12 protein-coding genes are annotated in these 12,304 nt (G+C 60.8%); 4 read left to right on the forward strand and 8 right to left on the reverse strand.

Annotation, left to right across the window (positions count from 1 at the left end; all coding sequences use genetic code 11):
- Positions 1-10: 10 nt before the first annotated feature.
- Positions 11-1,381: an MFS transporter gene (locus AB5I78_RS03800; protein WP_369301496.1), complete on the forward strand. Its 1,371-nt coding sequence runs from the start codon at positions 11-13 to the stop codon at positions 1,379-1,381.
- A gap of 136 nt (positions 1,382-1,517) precedes the next feature.
- Here AB5I78_RS03800 and AB5I78_RS03805 read toward each other — a convergent pair whose 3' ends face one another.
- On the reverse strand, positions 1,518-2,471 hold the full coding sequence (locus tag AB5I78_RS03805; RefSeq protein WP_119737737.1) for an adenosine deaminase: 954 nt from the start codon (positions 2,469-2,471) through the stop codon (positions 1,518-1,520).
- A gap of 194 nt (positions 2,472-2,665) precedes the next feature.
- Here AB5I78_RS03805 and AB5I78_RS03810 point away from each other — a divergent pair, with 194 nt between their 5' ends.
- Positions 2,666-3,757 (forward strand): calcium:proton antiporter, encoded by a 1,092-nt coding sequence (locus AB5I78_RS03810; RefSeq protein ID WP_145160376.1) that lies wholly within the window; start codon positions 2,666-2,668, stop codon positions 3,755-3,757.
- Positions 3,758-3,812: 55 nt separating this feature from the next.
- Here AB5I78_RS03810 and AB5I78_RS03815 read toward each other — a convergent pair whose 3' ends face one another.
- The 3 genes from AB5I78_RS03815 to AB5I78_RS03825 all read right to left on the reverse strand — a co-directional run bounded on the left by AB5I78_RS03815 (position 3,813) and on the right by AB5I78_RS03825 (position 6,514).
- Entirely contained in the window at positions 3,813-5,171 is a 1,359-nt protein-coding gene (locus tag AB5I78_RS03815; protein WP_145160377.1) for an 8-oxoguanine deaminase, read from the reverse strand.
- 280 nt (positions 5,172-5,451) lie between these two features.
- Positions 5,452-6,138 carry an SDR family oxidoreductase gene (locus tag AB5I78_RS03820; RefSeq protein ID WP_145160379.1) on the reverse strand — a complete coding sequence of 229 codons (687 nt, stop codon included), beginning with the start codon at positions 6,136-6,138 and terminating at the stop codon, positions 5,452-5,454.
- 25 nt (positions 6,139-6,163) lie between these two features.
- Entirely contained in the window at positions 6,164-6,514 is a 351-nt protein-coding gene (locus tag AB5I78_RS03825) for a MerR family transcriptional regulator (protein WP_106577748.1), read from the reverse strand.
- An 81-nt stretch (positions 6,515-6,595) separates the two neighbouring features.
- Here AB5I78_RS03825 and AB5I78_RS03830 point away from each other — a divergent pair, with 81 nt between their 5' ends.
- Entirely contained in the window at positions 6,596-7,012 is a 417-nt protein-coding gene (locus AB5I78_RS03830) for a hypothetical protein (RefSeq protein WP_145160383.1), read from the forward strand.
- Between the two features lie 66 nt (positions 7,013-7,078).
- On the opposite strand, the gene AB5I78_RS03835 is transcribed toward AB5I78_RS03830, so the two are convergent.
- The 4 genes from AB5I78_RS03835 to AB5I78_RS03850 form a co-directional block, all read right to left on the reverse strand.
- Entirely contained in the window at positions 7,079-7,660 is a 582-nt protein-coding gene (locus tag AB5I78_RS03835; protein ID WP_369301494.1) for a YigZ family protein, read from the reverse strand.
- 12 nt (positions 7,661-7,672) lie between these two features.
- Positions 7,673-8,332, reverse strand: a complete 660-nt coding sequence (locus tag AB5I78_RS03840) for a TetR/AcrR family transcriptional regulator (RefSeq protein WP_262208895.1) — start codon at positions 8,330-8,332, stop codon at positions 7,673-7,675.
- 87 nt (positions 8,333-8,419) lie between these two features.
- Positions 8,420-9,814, reverse strand: coding sequence for a uracil-xanthine permease family protein (locus AB5I78_RS03845; protein WP_369301493.1), 1,395 nt, complete (start codon positions 9,812-9,814; stop codon positions 8,420-8,422).
- Between the two features lie 87 nt (positions 9,815-9,901).
- On the reverse strand, positions 9,902-10,822 hold the full coding sequence (locus AB5I78_RS03850; protein ID WP_145160389.1) for a LysR family transcriptional regulator: 921 nt from the start codon (positions 10,820-10,822) through the stop codon (positions 9,902-9,904).
- Positions 10,823-10,947: 125 nt separating this feature from the next.
- Here AB5I78_RS03850 and AB5I78_RS03855 point away from each other — a divergent pair, with 125 nt between their 5' ends.
- Positions 10,948-12,297 carry an aspartate aminotransferase family protein gene (locus tag AB5I78_RS03855; protein ID WP_369301491.1) on the forward strand — a complete coding sequence of 450 codons (1,350 nt, stop codon included), beginning with the start codon at positions 10,948-10,950 and terminating at the stop codon, positions 12,295-12,297.
- Positions 12,298-12,304: the final 7 nt, after the last annotated feature.

The raw sequence follows: 12,304 nt of genomic DNA on the forward strand, positions 1-12,304 counted from the left end.
GGGGTGCGGCATGGGCATGCAAGGCTATAGCGCAGCGGAACGGCTGGAACGGTTGCCCATCAGCGGCTACCACCGAATCATCTTCATCATCATCGCGCTGGCGTTTTTCTTCGACTCCATGGACCTGGCGATGATGACTTTCCTGTTGGGTTCGATCAAAACCGAGTTCGGCCTCAGTACGGCCCAGGCCGGGTTGCTGGCCAGTTCGAGTTTTTTCGGCATGGTGGTCGGTGCATCTTTATCGGGAATGTTGGCGGACCGGTTTGGACGCAAACCGGTGTTCCAGTGGAGCATCGTGTTGTGGGGCGTCGCCAGCTACCTGTGCTCCACGGCGCAGACGGTGGAAACGCTGACGCTGTTTCGCATTTTGCTGGGGATCGGCATGGGCATGGAGTTCCCGATTGCGCAGTCGATGCTTTCTGAGCTGATTCCTGCCAAGGGGCGCGGGCGCTACATCGCCCTGATGGATGGCTTCTGGCCCTTGGGTTTTGTGGCGGCGGGCGTGCTGTCTTATTTCTTGCTGCCGGTGATTGGTTGGCGTGACATTTTTTTGGTGTTGGCGGTGCCAGCGGTGTTTGTGCTGGCGATCCGGTTTTTTATCCCGGAGTCGCCGCGCTGGCTTGAGCAGGCCGGTCGGCACGCGGCGGCGGATAAGGTGTTGCAGGGTATCGAGCAAAAAGTGCGCGATTCGCTGGGGCGCGCCGACTTGCCGGCGCCGATTGCCCTGCCACGGGTTGAGAGCGTACCGGGGACGTTTTTCTCGGCGTTTCAGCAGCTGTGGTCGCCGCAGTATCGGCAACGCACGATGATGATCTGGAGCGTGTGGTTCTTTGCGTTGCTCGGCTTCTACGGGCTCACCTCCTGGTTGAGCGCGTTGTTGCAGCAGTCGGGGTTTGCGGTCACTCAGTCGGTGTACTACACGGTGATCATTTCCCTGGGCGGGATTCCCGGGTTTCTGATGGCCGCCTGGCTGGTGGAGCGCTGGGGGCGCAAGCCGGTGTGTGTCGTGACTTTGCTGGGCGGTGGCGTGATGGCGTTTGTGTATGGGCAAAGCGCAGTGTTTGGCGGCAACGTGGGGCTGCTGATTACGTCGGGTCTGTTGATGCAGTTCTTCCTGTTTGGCATGTGGGCGGTGCTGTACACCTACACGCCAGAGCTGTATCCCACTTCGGCGCGGGCAACCGGTTCCGGGTTTGCCTCGGCGATTGGTCGGGTGGGCTCGTTGCTCGGGCCGTTGGTAACGGGGCTGGTGTTTCCGATCACGGGGCAGGGCGGGGTGTTTGCCTTGGGCGCGCTGTGTTTTGCCGTGGCGGCGCTGGTGGTGTGGGTATTTGGGATGGAGACGAAGGGCAAGACGCTGGAAGAATTGACCGAAGTCTAAACGCCAGTGAGGTCAATGTGGGAGCGGGCTTGCCCGCGAAGACGGTGTTTCAGTCGACACAGGTAGTGACTGACACATCGCCTTCGCGGGCAAGCCCGCTCCCACCGTTAGTCCGTGTTCCTTCAGTGAGCGCGGATTATGGCTTCACGAGCCGCGCATCCAGGCTGTTCTGCGCCAGGCGTTTGGCCTGGTCCTGGGTCATGCCCAGCGAGGTATACAGCGCGTGGAAGTTCTCGGTGACATAGCCGCCGAAGTACGCCGGGTCATCCGAGTTCACTGTGACTTTCACGCCACGCTCGAGCATGTCGAGGATGTTGTGCTGGGCCATGTCGTCGAACACGCACAGCTTGGTATTGGACAGCGGGCACACGGTCAATGGGATTTGCTCGTCGATGATCCGCTGCATCAAACGTTCGTCTTCGATGGCGCGCACGCCATGGTCGATACGCTGGATTTTCAGCAGGTCGATGGCTTCCCAGATGTACTCGGGCGGGCCTTCTTCGCCGGCGTGGGCTACGGTGAGGAAGCCTTCGTGCCGGGCGCGGTCGAACACGCGCTGGAACTTGCTCGGCGGGTGGCCCATTTCCGAGCTGTCCAGGCCCACGGCCACAAATGCGTCGCGAAATGGCAGCGCCTGGTCGAGGGTTTTTTCAGCTTCGGCTTCACTCAGGTGGCGCAGGAAGCTGAGGATCAAACCGCTGGTGATGCCCAGTTGCTGCTCGCCATCTTTGAGCGCAGCGGCAATGCCGTTGAGCACGACTTCGAACGGTACGCCACGGTCGGTGTGGGTTTGCGGGTCGAAGAAGGGTTCGGTGTGGATCACGTTCTGTTCTTTGCAGCGCAGCAGGTAGGCCCAGGTCAGGTCGTAGAAATCCTGGGAGGTGCGCAGCACATCGGCGCCCTGGTAATACAGGTCGAGAAACTCTTGCAGATTGTTGAAGGCGTAAGCCTTGCGCAGGGTTTCGACGTCGTTCCAAGGCAGTGCAATCTTGTTGCGTTCGGCCAGTGCGAACAGCAATTCAGGCTCCAGCGAGCCTTCCAGGTGCAGGTGCAATTCAGCCTTGGGCAGGGCGTTGAGCCAATCGTACATTTTCTAAATTCTCATCAGGTGCAATGGCGGCATTCTACAGGCCATGGCCGAAATAATCGGCAAAACCTGACCAGCAGGAGAGTATTGGTTTTTTTCACGCAAGGGCCACGTGAACTAAGGTGTAACGAAACGTTAGCGGCGTGGTGCAGTCTGTACCCCATCAATGACTGATTTGCTGCATGAAAAGGCCCGGAATGCTCACATCCCTCAAGCAAGAAAAATACATGTTACTGGCGCTGATTGCCGCCATCGTCGCCTACCCGTTGGAGCACTGGATGCTGCACAGCGGGCAGATGGTGGCGTTACTCAGTGGCGTGGCGCTGATCGTCTTCATCGTCGTGGCTTCGATGCGCGTTGCCCACCACGCTGAACAACTGGCGGAAAAGGTCGGTGACCCTTACGGCACCATGATTCTGACCCTCGCCGCGGTGTTGGTGGAGGTGGTGATCCTGGCGATCATGATGAGCAACGAACCCTCACCGACGCTGGTGCGCGACACGATTTATTCGGCAGTGATGCTCGATATCAACGGCATCCTCGGCCTGGCTGCGCTGATGGGCGGCATCAAACATGGCGAACAGTCCTACAACGATGACTCGGCACGCAGCTACAGCGTGATGATCCTCACGGCCATGGGCGTGTCGATGGTGGTGCCGGAATTTATCCCCCAGGCTGACTGGAAAATTTACTCGGCGTTCACCATCGGCGCGATGGTGCTGCTTTACACCCTGTTTTTGCGCATGCAGGTGGGGCCACACAGTTATTTCTTCAGCTACAGCTACCCGGAAAAACGCCGCAAGAAACAGCCGGAAGAACAGCAGGAGCCGCCGATCAGTTTGGCTTTCTCCATTGGCACCTTGGTGTTTGGCGTGATTGTGATCGGCGCACTGGCCGAGGTGATGTCCAAGACCCTCGACCTGGGCCTGGAAGGCACGGGTGCACCGCCGGTGATCACGGCGATTGTGGTTGCGGCTATTTCGGCGGCGCCGGAAATTCTGACGGCCTTGCGCGCAGCCTTGGCCAACCGCATGCAGTCAGTGGTCAACATCGCACTCGGTGCGTCGTTGTCGACGGTGATTTTGACAGTGCCGGTGATGGAGGCCATGGCGCTCTACACCGGCCAGCCGTTCCAGATGGCGATGACGCCGGTGCAAACCGTGATGGTGTTGATCACGCTGGTTGTCAGTGCGATCAACCTCAACGATGGCGAAACGAATGCCATCGAAGGGATGACCCATTTTGTGTTGTTTGCGACGTTTATCATGCTGTCGTTGCTGGGGTTGTAACCAAACCAATGTGGGAGGGGGCTTGCCCCCTCCCACATTTTGGTCTGCGCCTGACTTAGGTTCCGGCGATCAACTGTCGCGCCGCCTGGCTGTGATCGGCAATCAAACCTTTCAGATCCAGCCCTTCAACCTGCCCGTCAATCACTCGCCATTTGCCCCCGATCATCACCCGATCCGCCCGGTCGGCGCCGCACAGCAGCAGCGCCGAAATCGGATCGTGGCTGCCGGAAAAACGCAGCTCATCGAGCTTGAACAGTGCCAGGTCAGCCTGTTTGCCCACGGCCAGTTCACCGATATCCGTACGCCCCAGTAATTGCGCCGATCCTTTGGTCGCCCAGCCCAGCACGCCTTCGGGGGTGATCTTTTCTGCGCCGTAACGCAGGCGCTGGATGTACAGGGCCTGGCGCGCTTCAAGGATCATGTTCGAGGCATCGTTGGACGCCGAGCCGTCCACGCCCAGGCCAATCGGCGCACCGGCGGCGAGCAGGTCCAGGGTCGGACAGATGCCGGAGGCCAGGCGCATGTTCGAGCTTGGGCAATGGCAGATACCGGTGCCGGCGGCGCCCAGGCGTGCGATTTCATCCGGGTTGAAGTGAATGCCATGGGCTAGCCAGGTGCGTGGGCCGAGCCAGCCGACGCTGTCGAGATAATCCACGGTGCGCAGGCCGAAGCGCTGCAGGCAGAAGTCTTCTTCGTCGAGGGTTTCCGCCAGGTGCGTGTGCAGGCGCACATCGAGGCTGTTGGCCAGTTCGGCGCTGGCTTGCATGATTTGCGGGGTGACCGAAAACGGCGAGCAGGGCGCCAGGGCAATCTGGATCTGTGCGCCGTCGCCGCGCTCATGGTATTCGCGGATCAGGCGTTGGCTGTCGTCGAGGATCACTTGGCCTTGTTGTACGGTCTGCTGCGGCGGCAGGCCGCCGTCGGCTTCGCCCAGGCTCATGGAACCGCGAGTGAGCATGGCGCGCATGCCCAGTTCGCGCACGCTTTGCACTTGCACGTCGATGGCGTTTTCCAGGCCGTCAGGGAACAGGTAGTGGTGATCGGCCGCGGTGGTGCAGCCCGAGAGCAGCAATTCCGCCAAGGCGACTTTGGACGCCAAAGCGAGTTTTTCCGGGGTCAGCCGGGCCCACACAGGGTAGAGGGTTTTGAGCCACGGGAACAACGGCTGGTTGACCACCGGTGCCCAGGCGCGGGTCAGGGTCTGATAGAAGTGATGGTGGGTGTTGATCAGCCCCGGCAGGATCACATGTTCGCGCGCGTCGAACACCTGTGCGCAGGGCACGGCAGGCTCTTGTCCCCAGCCCAGCAGTTCGGTGATCACACCGTCTTGCAGCACCAGGCCGCCACGGGCATCGAGGCCATTGGCAGTGAAAATCGCGAGGGGGTTTTTTAACCAGATACGGGTCGCAGGCATTGGCCGGCTCCTCTGAATGATGGGTTCAGGTTTGCCAGCTCAGTGTTGCCCTGTCTGCTGATCCAGGGTCGCCGGTTGAGGCGAGGTCGGTAGATTACGTGGAGTTCTGGATCCGGTCCAGCTGTAGGCGCGAGGTGCTCTTGAGTCACCAGTGCCGTTCAGTTAAGCGGGCCCCTGTGGGAGCGGGCTTGCCCGCGATAGCGGTGTGCCAGTCAACATTAAGGTTGGCTGGGCCGACGTCTTCGCGGGCAAGCCCGCTCCCACATTTTGATCCGTGGTATTACCAGGCGATGGTGTCGCCTTTGTAGTCCACGAAGTGATGGCCGCCCTTGCCCGTGTAGGCATTTACCTGATCGATCAGGCCGCGCACGCTGGTGTCGACATCAATGAGCGCGTTTTCACCGCCCATATCGGTCTTCACCCAGCCCGGGTGCAGCGACAGCACGGTGAGCTTTTGGTCACCGAGTTGGGTGATAAAGCTGTTGGTCATGGAGTTGAGTGCAGCCTTGCTGGCCTTGTACAGCGCCAGGTCCGCACCGTCGGGAATGGTCACGCTGCCGAGCACCGAGCTCATGAAGGCCAGCACGCCGCTGTCTTTGCGAATCTTCCCGACAAAACGCTGGGCCAGATTGATCGGTGCCACGGCGTTGGTGAAGAACAGCTGGCCGACTTCCGCCAGGGTGGCGTGGCCAGGCTCTTGATTGGCGGGGCCTTTGACGCCGGCGTTGACGAACAGCAGGTCGAAGGTGCGGTCCTTGAGGCGCTGGCTCAGGGCGATCACGGCTTGCTGATCATCCATGTCCAGCTTTTCGACGTGTACCGGGCCTGCGGCTTTGAGCGCATCGGCCTTGTTCGGATCGCGCACGGTGGCGGTCACATCCCAACCGTCCTGAAGCAATTGCTTGACCAGGCCAAGGCCCAGCCCGCGCGAGGCACCGATGATCAGTGCGGTTTTTGGCGTAGACATGCAAGGCTTCCTTTGGAATGAAGGTTCACGGATTCAGTGGACAACGTTGCCCCAGCCTTTGCTGCAACTCCTGGCGCAGGTGGCCGAGTTCGCTGATACGGGTTTCGATCAGGTTGAGCTTGTCTTGCAGCAATTGCGTGACAGCGCTGTCGGGGTCGGGCGCCTGCCACAGGGCGGCGACGCTGCTACCGATCTCGCCCAGGCTGAAGCCCAGGCGTTGCGCGGTCTTGATGTAGAGCACCAGTTGCACCATGTCTGGCGGGTAGTCGCGGTAACCGTTGGCGCTGCGTTGTGCTGCGATCAACCCGCGCTGCTCGTAGAAACGCAGGGTGTCGCGGCTGACCTGGCTGGCCTGGGCTAGTTCACCGATACGCATGGGCGGGCTCGAAAGGGCTTGACCCTGGAGCATACTCCAGGCTTTAGCCTGCTGGCTTCTTAATTCAAGGAGCTTGCCGATATGTGGACCGCTGCCCAATACCGAACACTGGTGCGCGCCAGCGCCTGGTATGACTTGATCGTGACCGCGGCGTTTGTCACACCGTGGAGCTTTGTGTTGGTGCACAGCGTGTTGCAGGGTTTGAACCTGCCGGGGACGTTGCCGGCGTTTGCACCGGCGCATGTGTTGATGGCCAATTTGCTTGGCTCGATTGTGTGCGTGTGGGCAGTGCTGCGAATTCGCGACCCGCAGCGCCAGTTTGGCCTCTATGACGCGGCCGGCCGCGCACTGTTCGCGACCTGGCAGCTCTACGCGCTGATGCAGGGCGCGACGGCGGTGCTGTGGGTCACTTTGCTGTTTGAGGGGGCGTGGGGCATCGCGCAGATGGTCCCCGTGGAGACTGATCAAAAAATGACCGGCGCCCGTAAGCCCTTATGACAGAAGGGTTACAGGCGGATGTGCTCAGGTTATCCACAGGCAGGTGCACAGTAGATGTGGGCAGTTTCAGCGCGCCAGCAGGATGCGCCCACGGCTCAGGTCGGCAAGTTGGGTTTGCAGCGTGTCGATAGCCGCCTCGCCCAGTGCCAGCTGCAGCTCCACGCCATTGGCGGTGAAGGTTTCCTCCAGCACCAGCCCGCCCAGTTCGGCGACCCGCAGTTTCACCAGGTTCAGCTCGGAAAAGCCGCAGGCGCAGCTCAGTGGCACGCGGCTGATCAGCTCGATGCGCTCGGCATTTTGCAGGCATTTGTTCGCGCCGCCGCCGTAGGCACGGGCGAGGCCACCGGTGCCCAGTTGTATGCCGCCGTACCAGCGAATCACCAGCACGGCGACCTGATCAAAGCCTTGGGCCTCGATGGCGGCCAGAATCGGCCGTCCCGCGGTACCGCCGGGTTCGCCGTCGTCGTTGCTGCGGTACTGGTCGGCGAGTTTCCAGGCCCAGCAGTTGTGCGTGGCGTTGAGGTCGCTGTATTGCTCGAAAAACGCTTGGGCGTCTTGCGCGCTGGTGATCGGCGCCGCGAGGGTAATAAAGCGGCTTTTGCGTATTTCTTCACGAAATTCGCAAAGGCCGGTAAGCGTGAAAGGCATAAGTCGCTTCGTTTAGAGGGCGGGCTGGATGCCACAGCCTTTGAGAATGATGTGGATCAGGTTGCTGCCGGCGTCTTCCATGTCTTGTTTGGTCAGCTTGGTGCGGCCGGTGACGCGGCAGATCTGGGTGGCAAAGTCGGCGTAGTGCTGGGTGCTGCCCCACAGCAGGAAGATCAGGTGCACGGGGTCGATGGGGTCCATCTTGCCGGCGTCGATCCAGGCCTGGAACACGGCGGCGCGACCACTGAACCAGGCGCGGTAATCCTGGCTGAAATATTCGGTGAGGCATTCGCCGCCACTGATGATTTCCATGGCGAAGATCCGCGAGGCCTGTGGGTGACGCCGGGAAAACTCCATCTTGGTGCGGATGTAGCGGGTGAGCGCCACGGCCGGGTCGTCCTCGGCGGTCAGCGCGTTGAAGGTGCTGTCCCACAGTTCGAGGATATTGCTGAGCACCGCGATATACAGGCCGAGCTTGTTGGTGAAGTAGTAATGCAGGTTGGCCTTGGGCAGCCCGGCACTCGAGGCAATGGTATTCATGCTGGTGCCTTTGTAGCCATGGCGCGCGAACTCGTCTTCAGCAGCCTGCAGAATCGCTTGTTCGTTCTTTTGCCGAATGCGGCTGGCGGGTTTACCGGCGTGGTTGCTGTGGGCAGGAACTTCGAGGCTCATGGAGGTTTCCGTGCTGATCGATAGAGACGACGTGTGCACAGATAACCCACCCTCAAGCCTCAGACAAGTCCCGATGCAATAAAACCGTCAAAGCGGTTCCAGCGTGTCGCTTTCCGGCGCGTGGTTTGCGCCAACGCAGGTCGCTTTGGTTTCCGGTAACAACAGGCACAACACGATGGCGGTCAGGCCGCCGCTGGTGATGGCTGAGTCGAACAGGTTTCGCACCAGGGACGGCATCAAGTGCAACAGGTCCGGTTGGGCGGCAATGCCCAGGCCGACGCCGAACGAGGTGGCGATGATCAGCATGCTGCGCCGGTCCAGTGGCGCCTGGGCAAGGATGCGCACACCGGCAGCGGCCACGCTGCCGAACATCACCAGGGTGGCGCCGCCCAATACCGGCTTGGGAATTTGCTGCAGCACGGCACCAATCAACGGAAACAAGCCGAGACAGAACAGCAGCACGCCGATGTACAAACCGACGTAACGGCTGGCGACGCCGGTGAGTTGGATCACGCCGTTGTTCTGCGCGAAGGTGGTGTTGGGAAAGGCGCTGAAGGTAGCGGCGATCATGCAACTCACACCATCGCCCAATACGCCGCCTTTGAGTCGGCTTATATAAGAAGGGCCGCTGATGGGTTGGCGCGCAATCATGCAATTGGCGGTGAGGTCACCGACGGTTTCGATGCTGCTGATCAGATAAATCAGCGCGATGGGCAAAAAAGCGCTCCAGTCAAAGTTGAAACCAAAGCGAAAGGGCATTGGCACGCTGATCAAGGGCAAGTCGGGCAGGGCTTGGGGCACCAGTTTGCCGCTGAACCAGGCGGCCAGGCTGCCCAGGGCCAAGCCGATGATGATCGCCGAAAGGCGTACCCACGGAGTGTTGGAGCGGTTGAGCAGAATGATGGTCAGCACCACGAACACGCCCAACGCCAGGTTCACCGGAGCGCCGAAGTCGGGCGCGTTAAAGCCGCCGCCGAGGTCGGTGATGCCCACCTTGATCAGGCTGATGCCGATCAGCGTAATCACAATCCCGGTGACCAGGGGCGTGATCACTCGGCGCAGTTGGCCGATAAAGCGGCTCAGCACGATCTGTACCGCCGCGCCGAAAAAGCACACGCCGAAGACCATCGCCATGATGTCTTCCGGGCTGCCACCGCGTTGCTTGACCAGAAAGCCTGCCGACAATACTGCGCCGAGAAACGCAAAGCTGGTGCCTTGCAGGCAGATCATCCCGGCACCGATGCCAAATGGCCTGCGTGCCTGAATGAAGGTGCCGACGCCGGAGACCATCAACGCCATGCTGATCAGGTAGGGCAAATGGGCGGTGAGGCCCAGCGTGGAGCCAATAATCAAAGGCGGCGTGATAATGCCGACGAACGCCGCCAGCACGTGTTGCGCGGCGGCCAGTATTGCCGGGATGGGTTTTGGGCGGTCGTTGAGGCCGTAGATCAGGTCGCTGGGGCTGGAGGTTTCTGGTGGCATGGCGGGCAAACTCAGGGCGGACGGTTCAAGGTCCTTGTGCCTTGCAAAAAGCTGTCCAGTTGCTCAGCTTTTGCCAAAAGGCCCGAGCTAGCGCGTTGCCGCAAGGCTCTCGAGAAAGCTTTCCAGCACCAAATGAGGGCGACGGCCCTTGCGCGTGACCGATGCGAGGCTCAAATCGTAAAAACGTGTAGTCGGTTTCAGCGCACGCAGTCGGCCTTGTTGCACCCACAGGCTGGCGTAGTGGTCAGGCAGGTAACCAATGTAGCGACCCGTGAGGATCAGGAACGCCATGCCTTCGCGGTCCGAGGCACTGGCGGTGCAGTTGAGTGCCTGGTAATGGGCCTGGATCTCGGCGGGCAAGCGGAAGGTGGGGGCGATGGCGTCCTGGCTGTCGAGGCGGGTGTCGTCCAGTTGTTTGTCGTCGGCATAAAACAGCGGGTGGCCCACCGCGCAATAGAGCAGCGAACGTTCGCTGTACAGCGGCTGGTATTCCAGGCCCGACAGCGCGCTGGCCTGGGGGACAACGCCGACATGCAGGCGGCCGTCGAGTACGCCTTGCTCGACTTCATTGGGGGCGATCATGCGGATTTGTATCTGCACGTCCGGGCCGCGTTCCTTCAACTGTGCCAACGCGTGAGTGATGCGCATGTGGGGCAGGGTGACGAGGTTGTCGGTGAGGCCGATGATCAGCTCGCCACGCAAATGCTGGTGCAGGCCGTTGACCTCAGTGCGAAAGCTTTCCAGGGCACTTAATAGCTGCAGGGCCGATTGGTAGACCTCGCGGCCTTCTTCGGTGAGTGAGAAACCGGCACGCCCGCGTTGGCACAGGCGCAATCCCAGGCGCTGTTCGAGGTCGCTCATCTGCTGGCTGATGGCCGAGCGGCCAATGCCGAGCACGGTTTCTGCTGCTGAGAAGCCGCCGCACTCCACCACGCTGCGAAAGATGCGCAACAGGCGGATATCGAAGTCACTGACTTGGGCCAGGGGGTCGGGTCGACGGCTGCTCATAGTTTAGTGAAGGCCTGACTGAAGGTTAGAAAAGTTGAATTTCACCGACTTTATCCCCGTGGCAATTTAGCTGCAAGAACGCTTTTCAATCCCGACGCTGCCTTTTGCCCTGCGAGGTTTTGCTGATGAACATGCCCGAAAACGCCCCTACGTCCCTGGCCAGCCAATTGAAGTTGGATGCGCACTGGATGCCCTACACCGCCAACCGTAACTTCCAGCGTGACCCGCGCCTGATCGTGGCCGCCGAAGGCAGCTGGTTGACCGATGACAAGGGCCGCAAGGTGTACGACTCGTTGTCGGGCCTGTGGACCTGCGGCGCCGGGCACACCCGCAAGGAAATCCAGGAAGCGGTCGCCAAGCAACTGGGCACCCTGGACTACTCCCCGGGCTTCCAATACGGCCATCCGCTGTCGTTCCAGCTGGCAGAAAAGATTACCGACCTGACGCCGGGCAATCTGAACCACGTGTTTTTCACGGACTCCGGCTCCGAGTGCGCCGATACCGCGGTGAAGATGGTGCGCGCCTACTGGCGCCTTAAGGGCCAGGCGACCAAGACCAAAATGATCGGCCGCGCCCGTGGCTATCACGGTGTCAACATCGCCGGCACCAGCCTTGGCGGCGTCAACGGTAACCGGAAGCTGTTTGGTCAGGGCTTGATGGATGTGGATCACCTGCCTCACACCTTGCTGGCGAGCAATGCGTTTTCTCGTGGCATGCCGGAGCAGGGCGGTATCGCCTTGGCCGATGAGCTGCTCAAGTTGATCGAACTGCACGACGCGTCGAACATCGCCGCCGTGTTTGTTGAGCCGATGGCCGGCTCCGCTGGCGTGCTGGTGCCGCCACAGGGTTACCTCAAGCGTCTGCGTGAGATATGCGATCAGCACAACATCCTGCTGGTGTTCGACGAGGTGATCACCGGTTTCGGCCGTACCGGCTCAATGTTCGGCGCCGACAGCTTCGGCGTGACCCCGGACCTGATGTGCATCGCCAAGCAAGTCACCAACGGCGCGATCCCGATGGGCGCGGTGATTGCCAGCAGCGAGATCTATCAGACCTTCATGAACCAGGCGACGCCGGAGTACGCCGTGGAATTCCCCCACGGCTATACCTACTCGGCGCACCCGGTGGCGTGCGCGGCTGGCCTGGCGGCATTGGACCTGCTGCAGAAGGAAAACCTGGTGCAGAGCGTGGCCGAAGTCGCGCCACACTTTGAGAATGCGCTGCACGGTTTGAAGGGCAGCAAGAACGTGATCGACATTCGTAACTACGGCCTGGCCGGCGCGATCCAGATTGCTCCGCGTGACGGTGATGCCATCGTGCGTCCATTCGAGGTCGGCATGGCCTTGTGGAAAGCCGGCTTCTACGTGCGCTTTGGCGGCGACACGCTGCAGTTTGGGCCAACCTTCAACAGCAAGCCGCAGGACCTGGATCGTCTGTTTGACGCGGTCGGCGAAGTGCTGAACAAGATCGACTGATTTCTCC

The sequence above is a fragment of the Pseudomonas sp. N2-3-1-14 genome, assembly GCF_041228395.1.
Lineage (GTDB): Bacteria > Pseudomonadota > Gammaproteobacteria > Pseudomonadales > Pseudomonadaceae > Aquipseudomonas.